The sequence below is a fragment of the Streptomyces sp. NBC_00457 genome (assembly GCF_036014015.1).
In the GTDB taxonomy this organism is placed as follows: Bacteria; Actinomycetota; Actinomycetes; order Streptomycetales; family Streptomycetaceae; genus Streptomyces.
In genome coordinates, this window is record NZ_CP107905.1 from 889,082 (window position 1) to 911,306 (window position 22,225).

At 70.6% G+C, this 22,225-nt stretch carries 27 protein-coding genes and 1 pseudogene; 8 read left to right on the forward strand and 20 right to left on the reverse strand.

Annotated elements, in window-relative coordinates:
* Position 1 precedes the first annotated feature (1 nt).
* Entirely contained in the window at positions 2 to 532 is a 531-nt protein-coding gene (locus OG828_RS04160) for a flavoprotein (protein WP_328436634.1), read from the reverse strand.
* Between the two features lie 9 nt (positions 533 to 541).
* Positions 542 to 1,000: a nuclear transport factor 2 family protein gene (locus OG828_RS04165; RefSeq protein ID WP_328500132.1), complete on the reverse strand. Its 459-nt coding sequence runs from the start codon at positions 998 to 1,000 to the stop codon at positions 542 to 544.
* Between the two features lie 93 nt (positions 1,001 to 1,093).
* Here OG828_RS04165 and OG828_RS04170 point away from each other — a divergent pair, with 93 nt between their 5' ends.
* Positions 1,094 to 1,648 (forward strand): TetR/AcrR family transcriptional regulator, encoded by a 555-nt coding sequence (locus OG828_RS04170; RefSeq protein WP_328436636.1) that lies wholly within the window; start codon positions 1,094 to 1,096, stop codon positions 1,646 to 1,648.
* A gap of 13 nt (positions 1,649 to 1,661) precedes the next feature.
* On the opposite strand, the gene OG828_RS04175 is transcribed toward OG828_RS04170, so the two are convergent.
* Together OG828_RS04175 and OG828_RS04180 are read right to left on the reverse strand one after the other, a co-directional pair.
* Positions 1,662 to 1,862: a ferredoxin gene (locus OG828_RS04175; RefSeq protein WP_328350274.1), complete on the reverse strand. Its 201-nt coding sequence runs from the start codon at positions 1,860 to 1,862 to the stop codon at positions 1,662 to 1,664.
* 12 nt (positions 1,863 to 1,874) lie between these two features.
* Positions 1,875 to 3,062 (reverse strand): cytochrome P450, encoded by a 1,188-nt coding sequence (locus tag OG828_RS04180; protein WP_328500133.1) that lies wholly within the window; start codon positions 3,060 to 3,062, stop codon positions 1,875 to 1,877.
* Positions 3,063 to 3,360: 298 nt separating this feature from the next.
* Here OG828_RS04180 and OG828_RS04185 point away from each other — a divergent pair, with 298 nt between their 5' ends.
* Complete coding sequence (locus OG828_RS04185) at positions 3,361 to 3,993, forward strand: LysE/ArgO family amino acid transporter (RefSeq protein ID WP_328500134.1); 633 nt, start codon at positions 3,361 to 3,363, stop codon at positions 3,991 to 3,993.
* 12 nt (positions 3,994 to 4,005) lie between these two features.
* Here the strand turns inward: OG828_RS04185 and OG828_RS04190 are convergent, their stop codons facing one another.
* Positions 4,006 to 4,440: a nuclear transport factor 2 family protein gene (locus OG828_RS04190; protein ID WP_328500135.1), complete on the reverse strand. Its 435-nt coding sequence runs from the start codon at positions 4,438 to 4,440 to the stop codon at positions 4,006 to 4,008.
* Between the two features lie 176 nt (positions 4,441 to 4,616).
* Here OG828_RS04190 and OG828_RS04195 point away from each other — a divergent pair, with 176 nt between their 5' ends.
* Complete coding sequence (locus OG828_RS04195; RefSeq protein ID WP_328350282.1) at positions 4,617 to 5,066, forward strand: nitroreductase family deazaflavin-dependent oxidoreductase; 450 nt, start codon at positions 4,617 to 4,619, stop codon at positions 5,064 to 5,066.
* 60 nt (positions 5,067 to 5,126) lie between these two features.
* Here the strand turns inward: OG828_RS04195 and OG828_RS04200 are convergent, their stop codons facing one another.
* Positions 5,127 to 6,044 (reverse strand): cation diffusion facilitator family transporter, encoded by a 918-nt coding sequence (locus OG828_RS04200; RefSeq protein WP_443062490.1) that lies wholly within the window; start codon positions 6,042 to 6,044, stop codon positions 5,127 to 5,129.
* Between the two features lie 162 nt (positions 6,045 to 6,206).
* On the opposite strand from OG828_RS04200, the gene OG828_RS04205 reads away from it, so the two are divergent.
* On the forward strand, positions 6,207 to 7,223 hold the full coding sequence (locus OG828_RS04205) for a glutathione S-transferase family protein (RefSeq protein ID WP_328500137.1): 1,017 nt from the start codon (positions 6,207 to 6,209) through the stop codon (positions 7,221 to 7,223).
* A 65-nt stretch (positions 7,224 to 7,288) separates the two neighbouring features.
* A complete protein-coding gene (locus OG828_RS04210) occupies positions 7,289 to 7,561 on the forward strand; it encodes a DUF4235 domain-containing protein (RefSeq protein WP_328371574.1) in 273 nt (90 codons plus the stop codon).
* Positions 7,562 to 7,627: 66 nt separating this feature from the next.
* On the opposite strand, the gene OG828_RS04215 is transcribed toward OG828_RS04210, so the two are convergent.
* The gene (locus OG828_RS04215) at positions 7,628 to 8,020 is read right to left on the reverse strand and encodes a VOC family protein (protein WP_210569928.1); all 393 of its coding nucleotides are present in this window, start codon (positions 8,018 to 8,020) and stop codon (positions 7,628 to 7,630) included.
* A gap of 66 nt (positions 8,021 to 8,086) precedes the next feature.
* On the reverse strand, positions 8,087 to 8,551 hold the full coding sequence (locus tag OG828_RS04220) for a pyridoxamine 5'-phosphate oxidase family protein (protein ID WP_328350289.1): 465 nt from the start codon (positions 8,549 to 8,551) through the stop codon (positions 8,087 to 8,089).
* Between the two features lie 348 nt (positions 8,552 to 8,899).
* Here OG828_RS04220 and OG828_RS04225 point away from each other — a divergent pair, with 348 nt between their 5' ends.
* Positions 8,900 to 9,931 (forward strand): 7-epi-alpha-eudesmol synthase, encoded by a 1,032-nt coding sequence (locus OG828_RS04225; protein WP_328500138.1) that lies wholly within the window; start codon positions 8,900 to 8,902, stop codon positions 9,929 to 9,931.
* A gap of 102 nt (positions 9,932 to 10,033) precedes the next feature.
* Here OG828_RS04225 and OG828_RS04230 read toward each other — a convergent pair whose 3' ends face one another.
* The 5 genes from OG828_RS04230 to OG828_RS04250 are packed head-to-tail and all read right to left on the reverse strand — an operon-like array spanning position 10,034 to position 14,366.
* Entirely contained in the window at positions 10,034 to 11,281 is a 1,248-nt protein-coding gene (locus tag OG828_RS04230; RefSeq protein ID WP_328500139.1) for a cytochrome P450, read from the reverse strand.
* Positions 11,278 to 11,883, reverse strand: coding sequence for a GTP-binding protein (locus tag OG828_RS04235; RefSeq protein WP_328436645.1), 606 nt, complete (start codon positions 11,881 to 11,883; stop codon positions 11,278 to 11,280). The genes OG828_RS04230 and OG828_RS04235 overlap by 4 nt, the downstream gene beginning before the upstream one ends.
* Positions 11,864 to 12,235 carry a DUF742 domain-containing protein gene (locus OG828_RS04240; protein WP_328436646.1) on the reverse strand — a complete coding sequence of 124 codons (372 nt, stop codon included), beginning with the start codon at positions 12,233 to 12,235 and terminating at the stop codon, positions 11,864 to 11,866. The genes OG828_RS04235 and OG828_RS04240 overlap by 20 nt, the downstream gene beginning before the upstream one ends.
* Positions 12,232 to 12,642, reverse strand: coding sequence for a roadblock/LC7 domain-containing protein (locus OG828_RS04245; protein ID WP_015655861.1), 411 nt, complete (start codon positions 12,640 to 12,642; stop codon positions 12,232 to 12,234). The genes OG828_RS04240 and OG828_RS04245 overlap by 4 nt, the downstream gene beginning before the upstream one ends.
* A gap of 5 nt (positions 12,643 to 12,647) precedes the next feature.
* On the reverse strand, positions 12,648 to 14,366 hold the full coding sequence (locus tag OG828_RS04250) for a sensor histidine kinase (protein ID WP_328500140.1): 1,719 nt from the start codon (positions 14,364 to 14,366) through the stop codon (positions 12,648 to 12,650).
* A gap of 256 nt (positions 14,367 to 14,622) precedes the next feature.
* On the opposite strand from OG828_RS04250, the gene OG828_RS04255 reads away from it, so the two are divergent.
* Both OG828_RS04255 and OG828_RS04260 read left to right on the forward strand, forming a co-directional pair.
* Entirely contained in the window at positions 14,623 to 14,985 is a 363-nt protein-coding gene (locus tag OG828_RS04255; protein WP_210569926.1) for a DUF1304 domain-containing protein, read from the forward strand.
* Entirely contained in the window at positions 14,982 to 15,545 is a 564-nt protein-coding gene (locus OG828_RS04260; RefSeq protein ID WP_328350304.1) for a TetR/AcrR family transcriptional regulator, read from the forward strand. The genes OG828_RS04255 and OG828_RS04260 overlap by 4 nt, the downstream gene beginning before the upstream one ends.
* Before the next feature lie 195 nt (positions 15,546 to 15,740).
* On the opposite strand, the gene OG828_RS04265 is transcribed toward OG828_RS04260, so the two are convergent.
* The 7 genes and pseudogenes from OG828_RS04265 to OG828_RS04295 form a co-directional block, all read right to left on the reverse strand.
* On the reverse strand, positions 15,741 to 16,595 hold the full coding sequence (locus tag OG828_RS04265; protein WP_328500141.1) for an urease accessory protein UreD: 855 nt from the start codon (positions 16,593 to 16,595) through the stop codon (positions 15,741 to 15,743).
* Positions 16,592 to 17,287, reverse strand: a complete 696-nt coding sequence (gene ureG, locus OG828_RS04270; protein ID WP_328500142.1) for an urease accessory protein UreG — start codon at positions 17,285 to 17,287, stop codon at positions 16,592 to 16,594. Before ureG ends, OG828_RS04265 begins: the two co-directional genes overlap by 4 nt.
* Before the next feature lie 28 nt (positions 17,288 to 17,315).
* Complete coding sequence (locus tag OG828_RS04275) at positions 17,316 to 17,990, reverse strand: urease accessory protein UreF (RefSeq protein ID WP_328500143.1); 675 nt, start codon at positions 17,988 to 17,990, stop codon at positions 17,316 to 17,318.
* A gap of 99 nt (positions 17,991 to 18,089) precedes the next feature.
* The gene (gene ureC, locus OG828_RS04280; RefSeq protein WP_328500144.1) at positions 18,090 to 20,126 is read right to left on the reverse strand and encodes an urease subunit alpha; all 2,037 of its coding nucleotides are present in this window, start codon (positions 20,124 to 20,126) and stop codon (positions 18,090 to 18,092) included.
* Positions 20,123 to 20,518, reverse strand: coding sequence for an urease subunit beta (locus OG828_RS04285; protein ID WP_328504797.1), 396 nt, complete (start codon positions 20,516 to 20,518; stop codon positions 20,123 to 20,125). The genes ureC and OG828_RS04285 overlap by 4 nt, the downstream gene beginning before the upstream one ends.
* 165 nt (positions 20,519 to 20,683) lie before the next feature.
* Positions 20,684 to 20,980 (reverse strand): annotated as a pseudogene (locus OG828_RS04290) (urease subunit gamma); the annotation flags it as partial.
* A gap of 229 nt (positions 20,981 to 21,209) precedes the next feature.
* Positions 21,210 to 22,157, reverse strand: coding sequence for a GlxA family transcriptional regulator (locus tag OG828_RS04295; protein WP_328500145.1), 948 nt, complete (start codon positions 22,155 to 22,157; stop codon positions 21,210 to 21,212).
* Positions 22,158 to 22,225 lie beyond the last annotated feature (68 nt).

A 22,225-nucleotide genomic window follows, 5' to 3' on the forward strand; every position in this document is an offset into this window, starting at 1 on the left:
GTCAGCGCTCAAGAAGGTCGAGTGCGTGCTCCCAGCGGAACTCCGGCCGCCTGCCGTGCTCGTCCGGCTCCCCGGAGTAGGGCTCGCCGAAGCGGACGCCCATGCCGCGCAGCCGGGTGAGGCTGTCCTGGTAGGCGGGGTGGGCGGCCAGGGCGTCGGACACGCAGGGCAGGGCGGCGATCGGGACGCCGAGGCCGTATGCCTCGCACAGGGTGGCCACGGCGAGGGTGTCGGCGAGGCCCGCCGCCCACTTGTTGACGGTGTTGAAGGTGGCGGGCGCGACCACGACGGCGTCGGGCGGCGGGAAGGGGCGGGGATCGCCCGGGGTCCGCCAGGCGGAGCGGATCCGGCGCCCGGTCTGCGCCTCGACCGCGGCGGTGTCGAAGAAGCCGTTCATGGCGACGGGGGTCGCGATGACGCCGACCTCCCAGTCCCGTTCCTGCGCGGCGGTGATCAGCTTGCTGACCTCCGCGGCGATCCCGGCCGCGCAGACGACGACGTAGAGGAAGGGCTTCCCGGCCTGTTCGGTCACCCGGGAACCCTACTCAAGCGGGAAGGACCGCCCGCGTTCGCTGTCGGGCCGGGCGCCGAAGATCCGCCGCTCCCGCTCCTCGATCGGCACGTCGTTGATGCTGGCCTCCCTCCGGGTCATCAGCCCGTGTGCGTCGAACTCCCAGAGCTCGTTGCCGTACGAGCGCCACCACTGGCCGTCCGCGTCCCGGCACTCGTACTGGAAGCGGACCGCGATGCGGTCGCCGTCGAAGGCCCACAGGTCCTTGCGCAGCGCGTAGTCCCGCTCGCGCTCCCACTTGGCGGTGAGGAAGTCGACGATCTGCGCGCGGCCGGTGACGAAGGTGCCGCGGTTGCGCCAGACCGAGTCCGGCGAGTAGGCGAGCGAGACCCGCTGCGGGTCGCGGCTGTTCCAGGCGTCCTCGGCGGCCTGGACCTTCTGTGCGGCGGTCTCCCGGGTGAACGGCGGCAGGGGCGGTCGGGCGGTCACGATGTCTCCTCGATCAGGCGGAGAACGTGCGTTCTCCCGGCTGGCTGCTACGGTAGGAGAACGCTCGTTCTCACGTCAAGGAGTGGTCGCCCCATGGACAGCGCAGTCGCCCGGGAGCAGGCACTGGACGCCGCGGAGGAGCTGTTCTACGGGCGGGGCATCCAGTCCGTCGGCATGGACGACATCCGCGGCGCGTCGGGCGTCTCGCTCAAGCGGCTCTACCAGCTCTTCCCGGCGAAGGAGCAGCTGGTCGAGGCGTATCTGGAGCGCCGGGACGTGCGCTGGCGCGGGCGGCTGGCCGAGTTCGTGGCCGGGCACGAGGACCGCGAGCAGCGGATTCTCGCCGTCTTCGACTGGCTCGAGCGGTGGTTCGGCGAGCCCGGTTTCCGCGGCTGCGCGTGGATCAACTCGTACGGCGAGCTGGGCGCGACGTCCACCCGGGTGGCGGAGCGGGTCCGGGCGCACAAGGAGGCGTTCCGGGACTACGTCGGAGGGCTGGTGGCCGACGCGGGGCGGGACTCCGCGTTCGCCTCGGCCGTGTATCTGCTGGCCGAGGGCGCCATGGTCACGGCGGGGATCACCGGGAGCACGGCGCCCGCGGCTCAGGCACGGGAGGCGGTACGGCTGTTGCTCGCGTCCTGCGAGTGACGGCGGGCCGGGGTCAACTCCCCGTGTCGGACACCGTGATGGCGCTGACCGGGCAGGCCCGGGCCGCCTCCCGCACCAGGGGATCACCGCCGCCGTCCTCCTTGCCCGGCAGCAGGCTGCTGAATCCGTCGTCGTCCTGAGTGAAGACGTCCGGGGCGGTCAGGGCACACATGCCCGCGCCGATGCAGACGTCCGTGTCGATGTCGATATGCATGAGGGGAGCCTCTTACCAGGTCACGGGGAGTTCCAGCATCCCCTGGACCGTGTCGCCGGGTTTGAAGGGGATCTCGTCCGCCGGGGCGGCGAGACGCAGCCCGGGCAGGCGGTCGAGCAGGGCGTGCAGGGCGATCTCCAGCTCGGCGCGGGCCAGGTTCTGCCCCAGGCACTGGTGGATACCGAAGCCGAACGCGACGTGGTGGCGGGCCGGGCGGTACCAGTCCAGGGTGTCGGGATCGGCGTAGACGGATTCGTCGCGGTTGATGACGGAGGTCGAGAAGAGGACGCCGTCGCCTTCACGGATCTTGGTGCCGTCCACCTCTATGTCCTCGGTGGCTCGGCGCAGCAGCCCGTCCGCGATCGACAGCACGCGCAGCAGTTCCTCGACCGCGGTGGGGAGCAGGGCCGGATCAGCGCGCAACTCGGCCAGGCGTTCGGGGTGTTGGAGGAGGGTGTAGGTGCCGAGCGAGATCATGTTGGCGGTCGTCTCGTGGCCCGCGACGAGCAGGATGACCGCCAGGGAGATCAGCTCCTGCCGGGTCGGCGTCCCGTCGCCCAGGTGGACGAGGTCGTCGAGGAGGCCGTCGCCGGGCTCGGTCTGCTTGCGGTCGATCAACTCGCCGAAGTACGCCTCCAGTCGGGCGCGCGCGTCCTGCGTGTCGGCGGCCGTCGGGCCGCGCAGCAGCCGTCGTGACTGTTCCTCGAAGAAGTCGTGGTCGGCGTAGGGGACGCCGAGCAGCGCGCAGATCACCATCGAGGGCACGGGCAGCGCGAAGGCGGTCACCAGGTCGGCGGGCGGTCCCTGCGCGATCATCGCGTCGAGCCGCTCGTCCACGAGCTGTCCGATTCGCGGGCGGAGTTCGGCGGCACGCCTGAGGGTGAATCCGGGGATCACCTTGCGCCGCTGGGTGCGGTGCTCGGGGTCGTCGACGCCCAGCAGAGCGGTCCTGCGGTCGCGGACCCCCGCGAAACGGGCGGTGGGTGCCGGGAAGTCGGGGTGGGTCCGATCGCTCGACAGACGGGGGTCGGCGAGCAGGTCGCGGGCGAGGGCGTGGCCGGTGACCAGCCAGGCCGGGCGGCCGTCGTAGAGCGTGATCCGGGCGAGGGGGCGGGCGGAGCGCAGCGGGTCGTAGGCGGTGGGCGGCTGATAGGGGCAGGTCCGGTCCTGCGGGAAGGCGACGGGTTCCGTTTGCGTCATGGGGGCCTCGCAGACGATGGAGTGCCTCGTTCCGTCCGCCATTGGATGCCCTGGGCATCTACTGCGGCCACATCAAGTTCGGCCAGATCACCCGGCCGCGCGATATGGCCGGGGATCGCCGTCGTCCCGATGCCATGACGTAGCGCCGCGGGGAAATTCGCTTGTCGGTGCGCGGTCGCCGCCCGCAGAATCCGGCCATGCCTATGACCCGTTCCTCGCTGCCGTCGACCGCCGCCGTTCGTCCGGTGCGGTACCAGCAGCAGCCCGGCTGCCCCCGGAGGCCGACGCTTCCCGCGTCATGACCGGCGCACTCGTCGCGGGCCTGATCGCGGGCTACGGCATCGCCGTGCCCGTCGGTGCAGTCGGGGCCTACCTGGTTTCCCTGTCCGCCCGTACCTCGCTGCGCATCGGCTCCAGCGCCGCGCTCGGTGTCGCGACGGCCGACGGGATCTATGCGCTGGCGGCCATGGCCGGGGGCTCCGCGCTCGCCCTCGCGCTGGAGCCGGCGCTGGTGCCGCTGCGGTGGGCGTCCGTGCTGGTGCTGATCGCGCTGGCGGTCTGGGGCGCGGTCACGGCCGTACGCCGGTACCGGGGCCGTCGGCTCACCACCCGGTCCGCGTCCCCTCCCCCGGGCCCCGCGCGGGCGTATCTCGGGCTGCTCGGCATCACGCTCCTCAACCCCACCACCGTCATCTACTTCGCCGCCCTCGTGCTCGGCACCCGGACGGCGGACCCGATGCCGCCCCTGGATCAGGCGGTGTTCGTGCTCGCCGCCTTCCTCGCGTCCGCGAGCTGGCAGCTGCTGCTCGCCGGGAGCGGCGCGCTGCTAGGACGGGCGCTGACCGGGCGGCGGGGCCGGCTGGCGACCGCGCTGGTGTCGAGCGCGGTGATGCTGGCGCTCGCCGTACGGATGCTGGCGACGCCCGCGTGACGGGCACAGGCGTCACGGCGCGAAGGCGCGGGCGACGGCGAGACTGTCCTCGTACACGTGGTGCCGGACGACCAGCCCGTCCTCGACGGTGAGGTGCAGGGCGAATCTGGCGCGATACGGGCGCCCGGTGGCTTTGGCGGTCTGCCGGATCTCGCCGAGCACCACGGCATCGGCGCCGTCCACCAGGATGCGCTCGATCTCCGTGGCGGCCTCGCCGGGGACGTGATGCGCGGCGAGTTCCCGGTAGTGGGCGGCCGCGTCGGCGCGGGTCGAGCGGGGTCGGATCCACGGGGTGGCGGTGCGGCCGTGCTCGTCCTCGGGCCAGCTCAGCTTCCAGTCGGACCCTTCGGCGTACAGCTCGGCGATGCGCTCCGCGTCGCCCCGGCCGATCCGCAGCAGCAGTTCCTCCACCACGGCGCGGGTCGTCATGTCGGTGCTCTTCGTCATGGTGGGCCTCTCGTCCGGCGGGGTCGGTCACGACTGTGCCGGAGGCGGCCGGGCCGGGGCGATTACCGCCGAAGTAATGGACACGGCGGGTTCAGGGCACCGGGTATGGATGAAACCCGTGCGGACCGGTGTTGACTGGGCTGCACATGAGTTGGCCGACCGAGGAACGGAATGCCATGCCTCTTGAGGGAGAGTACGAACCCAGCCCGGAGCAGTGGGTGCGCGACCAGGTGGAGCTGTACGAGAGTTCCGGCGGCACCAAGGGAACGACCCTGATGGACACGGGAATGCCCGTCATCCTGCTGACGACCCGTGGCGCGAAGAGCGGGAAGCTCCGCAAGACGCCGCTGATGCGCGTGGAGCACGAGGGACGCTACGCCGTCGTCGCCTCGCTCGGCGGTGCTCCCAAGCACCCCGTCTGGTACTTCAACGTCAAGGCCGACCCGCAAGTCGAGCTCCAGGACGGCCCGGCCAAGCGGGACATGACGGCCCGTGAGGTGACCGGCGCGGAGAAGGCCGAGTGGTGGGAGCGTGCGGTGGCGGCATATCCGCCGTACGCCGACTACCAGAAGAAGACCGACCGGGAGATTCCCGTGTTCGTGCTGGAGCCGTCCGACGGCGGGTGACCGCGCGAAAAATCTTGCCCGGCGTGACGCATGAACCCGTGTCCGCCGGGCACCCGAGCCTCAGGCCCCGCCGCGCTCCCCCGTCGCGGCGGGGCTTTCGCGTGCCTCCTGGGCGGACCGGTCGGTCACGTCGAGGAAGATCTCGCCCGCCTCGGGCACGCTGCGGGCGAGGGTGCGCTTGATGCGGACGGCGACCTCCTCGACCCGTTCGCTGTCCATGCCCGGCACCAGGTCGATACGGGCGGCGACCAGGGTCGCGTCGAGACCGACCTTCATCGTGTACAGCGCCTCCACGCTGTCGATCTCGGGCTGCTCCCGCAGCAGGGCCCGGATCCGCTCGGCCGCCTCCGGGGCGGCGGCCTCCCCGATGAGCTGGTCGCGTGCGTCGCGTCCCAGCCGGTAGGCGACGTACACCAGCAGCGCGCCGATCGCGAACGAGGCGCACGCCTCCCACACGACCTGCCCCGTCGTCATGTGCAGCAGCATGCCGGCCGCGGCCAGGCTCACGCCCAGCACCGCCGTGCCGTCCTCGGCGATCACCGTGCGCAGCGCCGGGTCGCGCAGCCGGTCCCGGCCGCCCTGGCGGTGCGCCTGGTACAGCGCCCGTGCCAGCGAGCCGCCCTCGGCGACGAAGGCGACGCCCAGCACGACCAGGCCCGCCACATAGCCGCTGAGCTTCTCCTCGGCGCCGTTCCTGAGGGCCTCGAAGCCCTGGAAGAAGGAGAAGCAGCCGCCCATCACAAAGATCACGACGGCCGCGAGCAGCGACCAGAAGAAGCGCTCCTTGCCGTAGCCGAAGGGGTGGCGCTGGTCGGCGGGGCGGCGGCTGCGGCGCAGCGCCGCGAGCAGGAAGACCTCGTTCAGGCTGTCGGCCACGGAGTGCGCCGCCTCCGACAGCAGCGCGGGCGAGCCCGCCGCGAGGCCGCCGACCGCCTTGGCCACGGCGATGACCAGGTTGGCGGCGAGCGCCACCAGCACGGTGACGCGAGTTCTGCGATCGGCCTTCCGGCCGGCGGGTTTCGACGCGTCCGAGGGTTTCCCACTCATCATCGCCGACTGCCCTTCTCGGTCCGGCTCACACCGTCTCGTCTGCGGAAATCGGGGAAACCGGGGAGGTAGTCGGCAGTGAGGAGCCCGGTGATGAGCGGCGATGACGGCAACAGCACCTACGGCAGGAAGCCCTTCAAGCGGTCCAAATCCCACTTCACGGACCGGATCACCGAGGACGCCCGGGACGGCTGGCCGGTGGAGCCGGGCCGCTACCGGCTGGTGGCGAGCCGTGCCTGTCCCTGGGCGAGCCGGGCGGTGATCTCCCGGCGGCTGCTGGGCCTGGAGGACGCCCTGTCGCTGGCTGTCGCCGACCCGATCCAGGACGACCGCAGCTGGCGTTTCACCCTGGACCCCGACGGCCGTGATCCGGTCCTCGGCATCCGGTTCCTCAGTGAGGCCTACGACCGGCGCGAGACCGGCTACCCCGGCGGGGTGAGCGTGCCCGCGATCGTGGACGTACCCAGCGGGAAGCTGGTCACCAACGACTACCAGCAGCTCACCCTGGACCTCGCCACGGAGTGGACGGCCCTGCACCGGGACGGGGCGCCCGATCTGTACCCGCGGGCGTCGCGCGACGAGATCGACTCGGTCATGGCGGACGTCTACGAGGACGTCAACAACGGTGTGTACCGGGCCGGGTTCGCCGCCGACCAGGAGACCTACGAAGCGGCCTGCACTGCCCTGTTCCGGCGGCTGGAGCTGCTGTCCCGGCGGCTGGAGGAGCGGCGCTATCTGGTTGGCGACACGATCACCGAGGCGGACATCCGGCTGTTCACCACCCTGGTGCGTTTCGACGCCGTCTATCACGGCCACTTCAAATGCAATCTCTGGAAGCTGTCGGAGAATCCGGTGCTGTGGGCGTACGCCCGTGACCTCTACCAGACGCCCGGCTTCGGTGACACCGTCGACTTCGACCACATCAAGCGGCACTACTACCAGGTGCACACCGGCATCAATCCGACGGGCATCGTGCCCCTCGGACCGGACCTGTCCGGCTGGCGGACCCCGCACCACCGGGAGACGCTGGGCGGCCGGCCGTTCGGCGAGGGCACACCGCCCGGGCCGGTGCCCCCGGCCGAGGAGGTTCCGGCGCGAGGGCGGCCCTGACCACACAGGAGGCAGACGTGGGCAAGAAGCAGCAGAAGCTCAAACTCCCCCTCGCCTACAAACCCATGGGGTTCGTGATCGGCTGGGCGGGCGGAGCGCTGGCGACCCTCGCCTTCAACGCGACGTGGAAGGCGATCCGGCACGAGGACGACGCACCCGACCCCCTGGACCGGGAGCGAGGCTGGGGCGAGATCCTGCTGGCCTCCGCCATCCAGGGCGCCATCTTCGCCGTGGTCCGCAGCGCCCTGAACCGCACGGGAGCGAAGGCCGTGGAGCGCTCAACCGGGGTGTGGCCGGCCGGGGACAGGAGCGCCCCGAAGGGGCGCGGGACTGCATGAACTATGCGGCTCCGCCGCGCGGGCGCGACCAGCCACGACGAACCCGCACGTGACGCACCGGCCCGCTTACCCCTGCTTCGGTGCCGTGGGCGGAACGCAGCGCAGGGTGAAGGAGTGGCCGGCCGGATCGGCGTAGCCGCGTTCCTCGAAGGGACCGGACGCGTCCTTGGTCTCCAGCGGGCGCCCGCCGAGCCCGACGACCCTGCGCTCGGCCTCGTCGAGATCGGTCACGACGAAGTCGAGGTGGGCCTGGAGGGAGTTCTCGGGACGGGGCCAACTCGGCGGCGTGGCGTTCACATCGCGGCGGAACGCCAGCCGCGTGCCGCCCGCGCCCTTGATCTCCACCCGGTTGGCGGTCGCGTGCGTCTCCTCCGCCTCCAGGAGTTCCTTGTAGAACACGGCGAGCTTCTCGGGCTCGGCACAGTCGAGCACCACGAGGCCCGCTTCCACCAGTGCCATGTCTCCTCCGTAAGGGTCGGGGACGTACGGTTCCCCGCACGTCCCGGTTAACCCCGTTCCGCGGATTCAGTCGGCCACGAGCCACTCCCCGTCCCGCATCAGGTCGCGTCCGACGAGTTCGTCGGCCTCCCGCCAGGCCTGGACGCGGCGGGGGCGGATGCGGAAGTACAGGTACGGGGTGGACTGGCGGCGCGGCTCGAAGCCGGTCCGGGCCGCGAAGAGATCGGCCTCCTCCTCGGGCAGGTCGCCGGGCTCCACCGGCTGCACCGTGCCCTCGACGATCACCACGTCCCGGGTCGGCCCGAACCCGAGCCGCGCTCTGCCCGTCTCGCGCAGGTTCCGGCCGGTCGGGCTCGTGGGCGGGGTGGCGAGGAGGACCGTCGTGCCGTCCCAGGAGAAGGACAGCGGCACGAGATACGGGATTCCCCCGGCGCCGTCGGCCGTGGCGACCCAGGTGTCGACGTCGTTCTCCAGACGGTGAAGCGTGTCCTGCAGGCGCTGCTTGGCGGAGCGTGCGGGTGGTGTGGTCATCGTCGGGCCGGCCTCCTGAAGGAATGTCGTACGGGGATGGCGTGCCCTCAGTGTGGCCGTGCCGCGCGCACCGCGGACGGGCCGGGTGAGCCTGGGCGCGATCGCGGAGGCTCGTGTATCTCTCACTTACGTCGAGGGCGCGCGAGTATACGCAGCTCAGAGAGCACGGGCAGTAACACAGATCACCGTCCGGTTACGGTATAGATCATTTACGCTCGGGGCAGCCTCGTACCGCTTACCGGTTCAACTTTCGTACCGCGAAGCCGAGTTCGAGGGCGCGGGCGGTCGCGGCGACCGCCCGCTCGCAGGGGCGGGGGGCTCTGCGTTCCGACCCCCGAAAGGAAGCGCATGTCGCAGGACGTCCGGTTCGACCTCCCCTTCGAGACTCCCGTCAGCGAGCACCTCGAGTACGCCCGGGCACGTCATCTCCGCTGGATCTGGGACATGGGTCTGGTGCGCAGCCAGGCCGGATTCGAGGAGTACAGGTCCTGGGACCTGCCGCAGGCCGCCGCGCGCACCTATCCGTACGCCTCGGCGAACGACATGGTCGTCCTGATGAACTGGTTCTCCCTCGCCTTCCTCTTCGACGACCAGTTCGACGCGAACCAGCCGGACCGCGCCGACCGAATAACCGAGGTCGCCCGCGAGCTCATCGTCACGCCGCTGCGGCCGGCGGGCTTCCGACCCCGGGTCGTCTGCCCGATCACCCTGGCCTGGGCGGAGGTCTGGAATCACCTCTCTGATGGCATGTCCCTGACCTGGCGGACCCGGTTCGCCGCGTCCTGGGGGCGGTTCCTCGTGGCGCACTGCGAGGAGGTCGACCTGGCCGCCCGGGGTCTGGAAAGCACCCTGGACCTCGACGAGTACGCGCTGTTCCGGCGCCGTACGGTCGGCATCCACCACAGCATCGACGCGGGTGAGCGCAGCCGGGGTTTCGAGGTGCCCGCTCAGGCGATGGCGCATCCAGTGATGGAGCGGATGCGGGATCTGGCCTCGGACACCATCGGGTTCATGAACGACATCCACTCCTTCGAGCGCGAGCGGCGCCGTGGGGACGGCCATAACCTGATCGCCGTGCTGCACCGGGAGCGGGGCTGCTCGTGGGAGGAGGCGGGGCGGGAGGCGTACCGGATAACGACCGAGTGCCTCGACGAGTACGTCGGCCTTCAGGCGCGTGTCCCCGAGATGTGCGACGAGTTGCGGCTCGATGAGGGTGAGCGGGCGCGGGTGCGGATGGGGGTGGAGGCCATTCAGCACTGGATCAACGGCAATTACGAGTGGGCGCTGGTCACTGGCCGTTATGCGGCCGCGAAGGAGGGGCCGGCCGCGGTGGCGGAGCTGGCGGGGCGGGGGTCTGTGGACGATCTGTTGGCCGTGTGACGTGGCTTCGCTGGCTGCGGGCCGGTGGGGGCTGGGCGCGCCCACGCGGCGGAGCCGCATATCGATACAGCCCCGCGCCCCTTCGGGGCGCTATCAGTCCCCTCAGATTGCGAACTCGACCGGCAGGCTGTCCAGCCTCGACTCCCAGGTGGAAGCGGTCGACGTGAGGTCCTCCGGCGGTACCGACAGGCGTAGGCCCGGGAGTCGGTGGAGGAGGACGTCCACGGCTGTTTCGATGATGGCCTGGCCGATGTTCTGGCCCGGGCATTCGTGGGGTCCTCCGCTGAAGGCAAGGTGGGACTGGTTGCCCTGGACGGAGACGGCGGCGTCCGGTCTGATCTCGGGGTCCAGGTTGCCGGCGGCGAGGCCGAGGACCAGGAGGTCGCCCTCCTTGACGGGGCAGCCGCCGAGTTCGAGGTCGGCGGTGGCGAAACGTCCCGGCAGCACGGCGAGCGGCGGAGTGTTCCACATGACCTCCTCCACGACGCCGGAGACGTTGAGCTGGCCGCTCACCAGCCCGGAGAGCCAGGAGGTGTCGGTGAGGATCAGCTGCAGCACCCGGGCAAGGAGGTTGCTGGTGGTGGTGTGCGCGGTGATCAGCACCAGCCGCAGATGCTGGACGATCTCGTCCTCGTCGAGACCGGAGTGGTGCCCGATGAGCCCGGTGGTGAAGTCGGAGCCCGGCTCCACGCGCTTGCGCTCGGCGAGTTCGGTGAGGATGCCCACGATGCGGTCGTTGTGTTCGAGGGCGTCCGCGCCGCCCTTGATGACCTGGGCGCAGGACTCGGCGAGCGTGCGTCCCTCGGCCTGGGCGAGCCCCAGGACGCGGGTGAGCGCCAGCATGGGCAGATGCTCGGCGAAGTCGGCCACCAGATCGGCGCGGCCCTCACCCGCGAACGCGTCGATCTGCTTATTCGCGAAGTGCGTGACATGGCGGCGGATACCGCGGCCCGAAACGGCCTGCAGATTGTCGGTGACGGCACCGCGCAGCCTGCGGTGCGGCTCGCCGTCCTGCGAGACACAGTCGGGGCGCCAGCCCACCATCTGGATGAGTGGTGAGGTGGCGCTGACCCGGCCCTCGTTCCAGTCCCGCCAGATCCGTGAATCCCGGCTGAACTGAAGGGGGTTGTCCAGCACCCGCCGGTTCTCCCGGTAGCCGAGCACCAGCCAGGCGGGGACGTCGCCCTCCAGCAGGACCGGCGCGACGGCACCGTACTCCTTGCGCAGCCGCGCGTAGATGCCGTGCGGGTCGGTCGCGGACTCGGGGCCGTAGAGCCGGGTGATGCCGTCGCCGTGGGCGACGGGGCAGCCGCCGGGCGCGTCGGGATCGTTCAGGGGCTGGTCGTTCATCGGGGCTCCCCTGCGACGGCCGAGCGTTCCTTCAAGTGACGTATCAGGGCGACGAGTACGTCACGGCTGGAGGCCCGGTCGCGGGCGTCGCAGGCCACGATCGGGATGTGCGGGGCGATGTCGAGGGCGTCCCGGATCTCGTCGACCGGGTGGTCCTTGGAGTCGGGGAACACGTTCAGCGCGATGACGAAGGGGACGTCCTGCCGCTCCATCTCCTCGATCGCCCGGAAGCTGGAGGCGAGGCGGCGGGTGTCCACCAGGACGACCGCGCCGAGCGCGCCCTTGAACAGGCCGTTCCACAGGAACCAGAACCGCTCCTGGCCCGGGGTGCCGAACAGGTAAAGGACCAGCTCGTCGTTGATACCGATCTTGCCGAAGTCCAGGCTCACCGTGGTCTCGGCCTTGTCGGCCACCCCGATGAGGTGGTCGACGTCGGCGCTGGCCTGGGTCAGGGTCTCCTCGGTGGTGAGCGGCTTGATGTCGCTGACCGAGCGGACCATGGTGGTCTTCCCGGTGCCGAAGCCCCCGGCGATCATCACCTTCACCGAGCGGGTGCCGTCACCGGCCGTCCGGCCAGGATGGTCAAAGCCTTTCAAGTCCACTGAGTACCTCCTCAAGGAGCGCGAGGTCGGGCCCGCGACCGGCGTCGTGCGCCGGGATGGGGTCACGGGCTTCGACGCGGCCTGCCTCGAGCAGATCCGCCAGCAGCACCGCGAGAATGTTGAACGGCAGTCCGAGGTGGGCGCCGAGTTCGGCCACCGACAGCGGATCGCGGCAGCGCCGGAGGATGTCCTCGTGCTCGTGCTGCATGCCCGGTACGGGGGCGGAGAGGGAGACAATGAGGGTCGCCACGTCGAGACTCGACGCCGAACCGACCGGTCCGCTACGTCCCCGGGTGACGACGTAGTAGCGCTCGAGACCGGAGGGGTCCGCGGGCCGGCGGGGAGCACTCATCCAGAGTGCTCCTCCAGGCGCGGAGTGGTGCCGAGGAGCTCTCCCATCCTGCGGGCCAGATCCCTCATCTGGTGTCCGAGCAGGCCCTGGTCGAGGCCCTCGCGGGCCAGGACTCCGAGATACGTCTCCACACCCGCGCGGACGACGAAGAGATGACCGCCGTCGACTTCGATCATCGCCAGCCGCAACTGCCCCGCGTACTTGGGGAACTGCTCGGCGACCGGCTGGGCCAGCGCCTGCAGGCCGGCCACCACGGCGGCGAAACGGTCCACGTCGTCGGGGTCTTCGGCACCGTAGGAGGTGATGGCCTTGCCGTCACTGGAGGCCACGAGGGCGAAGCGGATCTCCGGGATGGACTCCACCAGATCGCGGAGCGCCCAGCTCACGTCGGTTCCCTGTTGCGTCATGTGGACTAGTCGCTCTCTTCAGTGCGGGGCTCGGTGGACTCGCGGCCATCGGCCGTGCCGACGGCCCGGCCGGGCTCTGCGGGCTCACGTCCGGCGGTGGCGAAGGCTGCCAGACCGGCGAAGGACGCGTCCGGCGGTACGGCGACGACGGCACGCTCGCCGGTCCGTTCGGCCGGCTGGTGTCCGGCCGTCTCGCCTCGCTTGCTCCGGCGCCGGGGCAGCCCGCCCGGCGTCGTGTCGACGTCATCGCCGGCGGGCTCGGCCACGGTGTCGGCGGGGGCCAGTTCACGGGCCGGGGCGGTCACAGCGGCCTGGGCCGCGGGGGCGGCCGGTGCCTGGGTCTGCGTGGTCGCGGGGAGCGGGCTGAAGTACTTGTGCGGGACCACGACGACCACCGAGGTGCCGAGCCAGGGCGAGTCCGCGAAGGTGACACGGATGCCGTAGCGGCGGGCGAGCGCACCGACGACGCGCAGGCCGATGTTCGCGTCCTCGGAGATACCGCCGAGGCCCGGACCGGCCTCGGTGCCGGTGAGGGCCTGCTCGGCCTCGCGCTTCTTCTCCTCGCTCAGGCCCTTGCCGGAGTCCTGGATCTCGATGCCGACGCCGTTCGGGACCTCCTTGCCGGAGACAACGACGGGTTCGGTGGGCGGCGAATAGCGCGCCGCGTTGTCCAGAAGGTGCGCGAAGATCAGCGTCAGGTGGTCCACCAGGCCGCCGTCGACGCCGAGTTCGGGCAGATGGCGTACGTCGACGCGGTGGAAGTCCTTGATCCGGCCGATGCCGCCGCGCACCACGCTCAGCAGCCGCTGCGGCTCCTGCCACTGCCGGCCGGGACGGTCCGAACCGCCGAGCACGCCGATGCTGGCGGCGAGACAGTCGGCGGGGCCGATCTCCTGGTCGAGTTCCATCAGGCCACGCGCCACGGCCGGCAACCTGCCGTGCTCGCCCTGCAGTTCGTGCAGCCGGCCGCGCAGCTTGCTGGTCAGGACGTGGATGCGGCTGCCGATGCTGATCACGGCGTGCTCGGCGGAGGTCGAGCGGTCGAATTCCCGCTCGACGCCGATCAGCGCGGTCCGCAGCAGCTTGCGCAGCTCGGCCTGGAGGTCGGCGCCGACCTTGGCGCACTGGGCGACCGTCGGCAGGATGTCGTCGATGGCCTCACCGGAACGCAGCCGGTCCAGCGACTCGGGCAGTTGCTCGTCGGCGAGCCGGGCGACCGCGGCGAGTTGGTGCGCCAGCTGCTCCTGCCAGACCGCGGCCTGGTCGGCGAGCTGTGCCTCGTACGACGTGATCTGGTCCGTGATCCGGGCCTCGTACGCCTCCGCCTGCTCGGCCAGCCTCGCCTCGTAGCCTTCCCGCAGTTCGCCGAGCCGGGCCTCATAGGCGCCGGCCTGGTCCGCGAACTGCGCTTCCTGCGCGGCGCGTTCGGCGGAGTACCGCCGCTCCAGGCCCGCGACATGCTGCTGCCACTGCTGGGAGTGCTCGGCCTGTGTGGTGCGGAACGAGCTCTCCGTGCGGCGCAGTTGCGCGCGGGTGCGGAGCAGCAGGCGTACGCACACGGAACTCGCCGCCGTCGCCGCGAGACCGGCGACGGCCACGGTGATCCGCTCGGAGCTCATGAACGTGGCGGCAACCGTCCCGCCTCCCAGCGACAGCGGCATCAGCCACCAGCTGTACCAGGTGACCGGGGCCCGCGCCGCCGGCGGCGGAGTGGCGAGTTCCATCTGCATCCTTCGAGGCAACACGTCGAACAACGGGGGGGGTGTGCAGGGGCGGCGCACTCATGAGTACGCACCGCGAGACGACGGATCGTGACCGCGTCAACTCGCAGCGCCGATGGGGAGCCTATCGGGTCCTCACCCGAAAGGATCAACCTCACGGCCTCCCGGAAGTGAGGATTCCGTCACTCTCCGCCAGCAGGCATTTCCTGGACAGACGTCCAGCTATAGTGGACAGGCGTCCAGAAAATAGAGGTGAGGCATGGAGACCGTCGCGAGCGTGCTGGTCGGACTGGTGGCCGCGTTGCACGCGTACATCCTGGTGTTGGAGATGTTCCTGTGGCAGAAGAAGCCGGGCAGGTCGTTCCATGGCTTCGACCGTGAGATGGCGCGGGCGACCGCACCGATGGCCGCCAACCAGGGCCTCTACAACGGTTTTCTCGCCGCCGGTCTGGTGTGGGGTCTGATCGCCGCTGATCCGACCGGGTTCAGGGCGCAGGTGTTCTTCCTGTCCTGCGTCGTGGTCGCGGGCGTGTACGGCGCGGTCACCGCGAACATCCGCATCCTGTTCGCGCAGGCACTCCCCGGCGCCCTCGCCCTGGCCGCCGTCCTCGTCGCGCGGTGACCCGCGGCGTGCCCGAGGATCCCCGCGCCGCCCGCACCAGGGCGCGGCTGCGCGAGGCTCTGCTCGCGGAGTGCGCCCAGCGGCCGTTGGCGGAGGTCGGGGTCGCCGCGCTGGTACGCCGGGCCGGTGTCGGCCGGGCCACGTTCTACGTCCACTACGCCGACCTGGAAGCGCTGGCCGTGGACGCCTGCGCGGATGTCGTACGGGACGCCGTCGATGCGCTGCACGCCTGGCGGGGCCGGCCCGATCCGGTCCACGCGCCTGCCGCGCTGCTGGAGTTCTTCGCGGGCCTTGCCCCGCACGCGGCCCTGTACCGCGCCCTGTTGACCCCGGGCGGCGGCGGCCCGCTCGGCCGCGTCCTGCACCGCGATCTACGGGCCCGCAGCCTGACCGAGCGCCGCCTCGCAGGCGCGGCGGACGCCCCGCTGGTCGCCTCCGCGGTCGCCGCGACCTTCGCCGGCGTCCTGGCCGACTGGCTGCACGGGCTCCTCGAAGGCTCTCCCGAGCAAGTCGCCGACCAGATCTGGCAGTTGCTGGTCGCCCTGCACGCCAGCCGGTGAAGGTCGGCCGTCCGTAACGGATCAGTGCGCCGCCTGGAACGTACCGGCGCGATGGACGGGACCGTGCCGTAATTCGAGGTGCCGTGCATTCGTGACGCACGCGAGCGTCGGCTGCGTCCGCAGGCTGCTACTGGGCAGCACATCGGCTCAGCTTCACCGGCTCTGGTTCGCAAACCTCGTATATGGGGCGGCGGCCTATCCGCATGAGCGATCGAGCGCGTGTGCGTATGCCTCGTCGAGCAGTTCTCGCAGCGTTGAGGTGGTGGGTGCGATGGCGGTGGCGAGCAGTGCCGGGCCGTCTGCCAGCGGTGCGAGGACGGCGCACCCGTCTTTGCCTCCTTCGCCGAGCAGTACGGGGTCTCGTCGGACGTCGAAGCGCGGGCCCACCACGAGGAGTTGGCCGACGGCGCGGTGTCCGTTCAGGACGGCTGGGCCGTCCCAGCCGGGTTCCGGAGCCCCGTACGCCGTGTGTTGGTCGAGCAGCGGGCGTCCGGCGCGGTGGACCAGGATCCGGCTGACGAGGTGGCCGGGTTCCTCGTCGGCCCGGCCCAGGAGTTGCTCTTCTCGCAGCACGAGCCGTGCGGTGGCGGCGAGTTCGACGGTGTACGTCTGGTGCAGGTTGCTGCCGGCGGCGCTGATCAGGGGCTGCGGCAGCCAGCGCAGGGTGGCGTGCTCCCCAACGGTGAGCCGCACGTCGTAGGTGGCGGCGTCGGTGGTGGGGCCGCGCAGGGCGAGTGTGGCGGCGGCTGTGGTGACCTCCAGTTCGGCCCGGTCCGCGGCGGTGATGTCGAGGGTGAGCCGGTCGCCGCCCAGTGGGGCACTCATCGCGCCGATGATTCCCACCTTGGCGGTGTTGCCGTGGGTGCGCAGGCGCCGTAGGTGGAAGGGGCCGTCGCTGCGCAGCTGCGGGAGGGTGGTGACGCGTCCGTTGTGCGCGGCGCGGATCCGGGCCGTGGCACGTACGCCGTCGAGGTGTCCGGCGGGCTCCTGGGCACCCGGTGAAGGAATGGCGGGGCCGGATGTGGCGGCGAGTTGGGAGGAGGGGCTCATACGGCTGCCCCGGCACGCCACTGGGTGAGGTGGCCGGTGACCCAGTCGGCGACTGCGCGGATGCCGTCGTCGCAGGTGAGGCTGGTGAAGATGACGGGAAGGTCACCGCGCTGTCGTTTCGCGTCGATGGCCATGGTGTCCAGGTCGGCGCCGACGTGCGGGGCGAGGTCGGTCTTGTTGATGATGAGGAGGTCGGCGGTGGTGATGCCGGGGCCGCCCTTGCGGGGGATGTCGTCGCCGCTGGCCACGTCGATGACGAAGATCTGCACGTCAACAAGTCCCTTGGAGAAGGTGGCGGTCAGGTTGTCGCCACCGGACTCGATGAACACGAGGTCGAGGGGGTGGAGGGTTGCTTCGAGGTGTTCGACGGCTTCCAGGTTGGCGGAGATGTCGTCGCGGATCGCGGTGTGGGGGCAGGCGCCGGTTTCGACTGCGGTGATGCGCTCGGGCGGCAGGACGGCTTCGCGCCGCAGGTACTCGGCGTCCTCGCGGGTGTAGATGTCGTTGGTGACGACGGCGATGGGCCATCGGTCGCGCAGGGTGCGGCAGAGCGCGGCGACGGTCGCGGTCTTGCCGGAGCCGACGGGGCCGCCCAGGCCGACGCGAAGGGCGCGGCGGCTGCCGTCGGCGCGGAGCGGCTCGGCGCTGTGGGTGTGGCGCTGCGGCATGGTCCCGGGGTGGTCGAGGTGCACGAAGAACTCCAGGCGGGAAGGGGCGGTTTCAGGAGGCGAAGAGCCGGACGGTCCAGGCGGCGTGCTGTTCACCGGCGATGTCCAGCAGTGGCGAGGACGCGGACGGCAGGACGTCGATGCCCTCGGCCGTGACGCGGTCCGCCGCCTGGGCGGCAGCTGCGGCGACGGCGTCGGTGTCGGAGCTGAGGCGGGCCAGCAGCCCTGAGGCGTCGAGCGGGTCGAGGCTCAGCAGGCGCACTGCCGCGGTGGCCGGGCCGCCGATGTTTTCGTACGCGGAGGCGTAGGCGGCGTCCAGCGGGGTGAGCCCGGCGGCCCGGGCAGCGAGGCCCAGGACGATGGGCTGGTGGGCGCCCTGGGGACGCGCGGCGGCCAGCAGTTCCAGGTCTGCGGACGGGAAGGTGGCACGGGCCGCACGCATCATCTGCCGGCCGAGCCGACGGGCGATGGCACGCAGTGCTGGAACGGGGGTACGCGCGTCAGCGGCGTCGTCCAGCAGCAGCGGATCGACGCCGGCGGCGGCCGCGGCGGCCAGCCCCGCCGCCGTCAGGCCGGCGGTGTGCAGACGTCCGCGACAGAACGCCTCCAGGCTGTGCTTGTCGTGTACGGCTCCATAGGCGACGGCGGCTTCGACGCCGCCGGAGTGGGCGTGCCCGCCGGCAGGCAAGCGGCCGTCGGCCAGGAGAAGCAGGGCTGCGCGGCTCATGGGTGAGCGGCTGACCTTTCGCAGGGTCGGATGGTGACGCGGTGGCCCGGGCGGGCACATCGAACCCGCCCGGGGCCGTACAGCGGGTCCGGCGGCCGTTCAGAAGAGGAAGTACCGCTGTGCCAGGGGGACTTCGGTGACGTAGGAGCGCGGCACGGTTGCCCCGTTGAGTTCGGTGCGGGCGTCACTCGTCGTCGCACCGCCGATGGTGACCTCGAAGCTGTTGTGGTCGACGTCGAGGCTGTCGGGGACTGTGTCGTTCAGTTTCATGTCGGCCTTCGTGACGTGCCGGGTGCTGGTGATGTCCACGAAGTCCTTGTCGAGTCCGAGACCCGGATTGCTGCTGGTGCCGTCTCCGTTGAGGTTGCCGGCAACGCCAGGGGCCACGAAGTTGACCGAGTTGCGTCCCGGGGAGCGGCCGGTGGAGCCCCAGACCGGGCGCGGCAGGTAGGGCTGTGGCGTGGTGATCGACGCGTTGGCGTCGCCGACCTGGGCGTAGGCGAGTTGGCCGCCCTTGAGGAGCATGTGCGGTTTGACGCCGAAGAACTTCGGCTCCCACAGCACCAGGTCGGCGAGCTTCCCGGTCTGAACGGAGCCGGTGTGGCGGTCGATGCCGTGTGTGATCGCGGGGTTGATCGTGTACTTGGCGACGTACCGGCGCGCGCGGAAGTTGTCGTTGGGCTGGAGTTGCTGGTCGTTGAGGGAGTGGTTTGTGTCATCGGTGATCGTGCGGACCTTCGCGGCTTCGAGGTCCTCCTTCAGGGCCCCGTAGCGGCACTTCATGACGTGCGCGGTCTGCCAGGTACGCATGATCATTTCGCCGATGCGGCCCATTGCCTGGGCGTCGGAGGACATCATCGAGATGGCGCCCATGTCGTGGAGGAGGTCCTCCGCGGCCATGGTGGACGGCCGGATCCGGGAATCGGCGAAGGCCCTGTCTGCCGGGATCTCCGGGTTGAGGTGATGGCACACGATCATCATGTCGACGTGCTCCTTGACGGTGTTGACCGTCAGGGGACGCGTCGGGTTGGTCGAGGCCGGCAGGACGTTCGGGTCCTTGACCAGCTCGATCATGTCGGGCGCGTGACCGCCGCCGGCGCCCTCGACATGGAAGACGTGGAGGGAGCGTGCCTTCTTCGCCGAGAACTTCCCGTCTGCGTTCCTGGCGTCGCCGGTGAAGGCTGCCCGTGTGCTCTCCAGGAACCCCGACTCGTTCAGTGAGTCGGCATGGAGAGCGAGCTGGACACCGCGCTCTTCACAGACGTCCAGGGCCCGGTCGATCACCGCGGGCGTGGCGCCCCAGTCCTCGTGGACCTTGAAGCCACAGACACCGGCGTCCACCTGCGCGTTGAGCTCGTGCTTGTTCATCGTGCTGCCCTTGCCGAGCAGGCCGATGTTGACCGGGAACTCGTCCAGCGCCTCGAAGAGCCGGGTGATGTGCCAGGCGCCCGGTGTCACGGTGGTGGCCGTGCTGCCCTCGGCCGGTCCCGTGCCGCCGCCGATCAGCGTGGTCACGCCCGAGGCCAGCGCCTCGTGGATCTCCTCGGGGCAGATGAAGTGAACGTGGGTGTCCACCCCGCCCGCGGTGAGGATCCGCCCGTTGCCGGAGATGACCTCGGTGCTCGGCCCGATCACGAAGTTTGTCGGCGTCACCGGCGGGGCTTCCTTCGTGGGCCCGCGATCCGGCGTCTCGAAGCTCGAGATCTTGTCCATCGTCTCGGGGTTGTACGCCTTGCCGATGGCCGCGATCCTGCCGTCGCGGATGCCGATGTCGGCCTTGACCACGCCCCACCAGTCGAGGATCAGCGCGCCGGTGATGACGGTGTCCACGGGCCTGTGGTCCGTGGCGTCGCCTTTGCTGTTCCGCCCGTCCCTGGCGAGGTGCGACATCCCCATCGATTCGCGGATCACCTTGCCGCCGCCGAAGATCATCTCATTGCCGCTGTACGAGGGACCGCCGCTCCAGTCGGCCTCGATCTCCAGCGTGAGGTCGGTGTCGGCGAGCCGGACCCGGTCCCGCGTGGTCGGCCCGTACAGCGCGGTGTAGTCCGCCCGCGTCAGCTCATTACTCGGCTTCGGCCGGCTCTTCCTGGGCTTCGGCGCCCGACCCCGGTCTCGTTCCTGCGGATTGCTCATCGGACGATCCCCTCGCGCAGTCCCTGGATCTTGGTGAGGTCGCTGATGTCGCTGCCGCCGGCCGTGACCTCACCCTGGATCTGCACCAGTTCCACGCAGCACTCGTCGCCCGGTTCGAAACGCACGGACGTGCCCGCGGCGATGTTGAGCCGCCGGCCCCTCGCCGCATCGCAGTTCCACAGACTGCGGTCCTGGGGAGCTGTCCCACCGGCGGGGACCTCGACGCTGACGACCTTGAGCCCGGGGTTGACCTCGGCGAAGTGATAGTGGGAGCCGACCTGGATGGGACGGTCCGACTCGTTCTTCACCTTGATCTTCGTCTTGCCCGGCCCCGGCAAGGTGGTGGCGTCCGTCTGCAGGCTGACGCCCTGCGTGGCCCCGTCGAGGTGCACGTTGAAGCAGATCGCGTCGTACCGGCAGGCAATCTCGTCGTCCTCGTCGGAGCGTGCGGACGAGTTGCCGCTGTCGTCGCAGTCGACCGGGGAGCCCGGCTTGCGGGGTGGCTGGGGGTGCTCGACCTTGCCCGGGTAGACCTCAGGTTTCTCCGTGGCCTCCGGGATGGGGTCGTGGATGGTGACCAGCTTGGTGCCGTCCGGGAAGGTCGCCTCCACCTGGACGTTCTTGATCATCTCCGGGACGCCGTCCATCACGTCGTCACGGGTGAGCACCCGTCGGCCCGAGTCCATGATGTCGCTGACCGTCTTACCGTCGCGCGCCGCCTCGAAGACGTGAATGGTCAAGAGGGCCATCGTCTCGGGGTAGTTCAAACGCAGCCCCCGGTCGCGGCGCTTGCCGGCCACATCGGCCGCGACGTGGATCAGCAAGCGCTCCCGCTCATGCGGAGTCAAGTGCACGGTGACTCGTCTCTGTTGGTCGGATCTTGCGTGCGGCCGGGCATCCCAAAGGTCACGGACAACGCTCCCCCCGGGATGGCAACGGGCGCTCTCCGAGCATCAGCGGAGAGGAACGGCGAGACGGTCAAACGGTGATTGATCTACACCATCTGGTGAATCAACGAATACCCCGACATCCCGACGGGCAGAGGGAGCCATGCCAGGACTCGAAGCCGGCTCGACACCACGTTCAGCGAGCCGCCTGGAACGTCCGCCGATACGCCTGCGGCGAGACGCCGATCGCGGCGTGCAGGTGCTGGCGCAGTGAGGCTCCGGTCGCGAAACCGATGCGGGCGGCGATCTGGTCCACGGAGAGGTCGCTGGCCTCCAGCAGGTGCCGGGCCCTGGCGACACGTTGCTGGATCAGCCAGCGGCCGGGGCTGAGGCCCACCTCGTCGTGGAAGCGGCGGGCGAAGGTGCGCAGGCTCATGCGGGCGTGGGCGGCGAGGTCGGCGAGCGTGAGCGGCTCGTCGAGGTGTTCCAAGGCCCAGGCACGGGTGGCGGAGGTGCTCGCGGCGCCGGCCTCCGGGACCGGCTGCTCGATGTACTGCGCCTGGCCGCCGTCCCGGAACGGTGGGACCACGCAGCGGCGGGCGACCGTGTTGGCCAGTTCGCTGCCGTGGTCCTTGCGTACGAGATGCAGGCAGACGTCGACGCCGGAGGCGGCCCCGGCCGAGGTGAGGATCCGGTCGTCGTCCACGAACAGCACGTCCGGGTCGAGCGCGAGGTGCGGGAACATGCGCCGGAAGGTGTCGGCGAGGTGCCAGTGCGTGGTCGCCGTCCGGCCGTCGAGCAGTCCGGCCGCGGCCAGCACGAACGCGCCGGTGCAGATGGAGACGATGCGCGCCTCCGGCCGGATCAGCGCGAGTGCGGCCGCCACCTCGTCGGGGAGTTCCGCGGTGACGAGGGACGGTGAGACCGGCGCGACGATCACGGTGTCGGCCGTGGCCAGCACCTCCGGACCGTGTTCCACGGTGATCGAGAAGTCCGCGTTGGTGCGGACCGGGCGCCCGTCGACGGTGCAGGTGAGCACGGAGTACCGGCCGTCCGCCGCGCCGAGGATCCGGCTGGGGATGCCGAGTTCGAAGGGATAGACGCCGTCGAGGGCCAGGACCACGACCCGCTCCACATGTCGCATGGCACGATCCTATCGAAGGGTGGCCATCATGCCATTGTCCCGAGGGGCGGCTCCCGGCAGGCTGGACG

Coding starts and splice junctions, on each gene's coding strand:
- OG828_RS04170 (WP_328436636.1), top strand. CDS start 1,094: ATGGACAGCGCAGTCGCCCGGGAGCAGGCACTGGACGCCGCGGAGGAG.
- OG828_RS04175 (WP_328350274.1), bottom strand. CDS start 1,862: ATGCATATCGACATCGACACGGACGTCTGCATCGGCGCGGGCATGTGT.
- OG828_RS04180 (WP_328500133.1), bottom strand. CDS start 3,062: ATGACGCAAACGGAACCCGTCGCCTTCCCGCAGGACCGGACCTGCCCC.
- OG828_RS04185 (WP_328500134.1), top strand. CDS start 3,361: ATGACCGGCGCACTCGTCGCGGGCCTGATCGCGGGCTACGGCATCGCC.
- OG828_RS04190 (WP_328500135.1), bottom strand. CDS start 4,440: ATGACGAAGAGCACCGACATGACGACCCGCGCCGTGGTGGAGGAACTG.
- OG828_RS04195 (WP_328350282.1), top strand. CDS start 4,617: ATGCCTCTTGAGGGAGAGTACGAACCCAGCCCGGAGCAGTGGGTGCGC.
- OG828_RS04205 (WP_328500137.1), top strand. CDS start 6,207: ATGAGCGGCGATGACGGCAACAGCACCTACGGCAGGAAGCCCTTCAAG.
- OG828_RS04210 (WP_328371574.1), top strand. CDS start 7,289: ATGGGGTTCGTGATCGGCTGGGCGGGCGGAGCGCTGGCGACCCTCGCC.
- OG828_RS04215 (WP_210569928.1), bottom strand. CDS start 8,020: ATGGCACTGGTGGAAGCGGGCCTCGTGGTGCTCGACTGTGCCGAGCCC.
- OG828_RS04220 (WP_328350289.1), bottom strand. CDS start 8,551: ATGACCACACCACCCGCACGCTCCGCCAAGCAGCGCCTGCAGGACACG.
- OG828_RS04225 (WP_328500138.1), top strand. CDS start 8,900: ATGTCGCAGGACGTCCGGTTCGACCTCCCCTTCGAGACTCCCGTCAGC.
- OG828_RS04230 (WP_328500139.1), bottom strand. CDS start 11,281: ATGAACGACCAGCCCCTGAACGATCCCGACGCGCCCGGCGGCTGCCCC.
- OG828_RS04240 (WP_328436646.1), bottom strand. CDS start 12,235: ATGAGTGCTCCCCGCCGGCCCGCGGACCCCTCCGGTCTCGAGCGCTAC.
- OG828_RS04245 (WP_015655861.1), bottom strand. CDS start 12,642: ATGACGCAACAGGGAACCGACGTGAGCTGGGCGCTCCGCGATCTGGTG.
- OG828_RS04250 (WP_328500140.1), bottom strand. CDS start 14,366: ATGGAACTCGCCACTCCGCCGCCGGCGGCGCGGGCCCCGGTCACCTGG.
- OG828_RS04255 (WP_210569926.1), top strand. CDS start 14,623: ATGGAGACCGTCGCGAGCGTGCTGGTCGGACTGGTGGCCGCGTTGCAC.
- OG828_RS04265 (WP_328500141.1), bottom strand. CDS start 16,595: ATGAGCCCCTCCTCCCAACTCGCCGCCACATCCGGCCCCGCCATTCCT.
- OG828_RS04275 (WP_328500143.1), bottom strand. CDS start 17,990: ATGAGCCGCGCAGCCCTGCTTCTCCTGGCCGACGGCCGCTTGCCTGCC.
- ureC (WP_328500144.1), bottom strand. CDS start 20,126: ATGAGCAATCCGCAGGAACGAGACCGGGGTCGGGCGCCGAAGCCCAGG.
- OG828_RS04295 (WP_328500145.1), bottom strand. CDS start 22,157: ATGCGACATGTGGAGCGGGTCGTGGTCCTGGCCCTCGACGGCGTCTAT.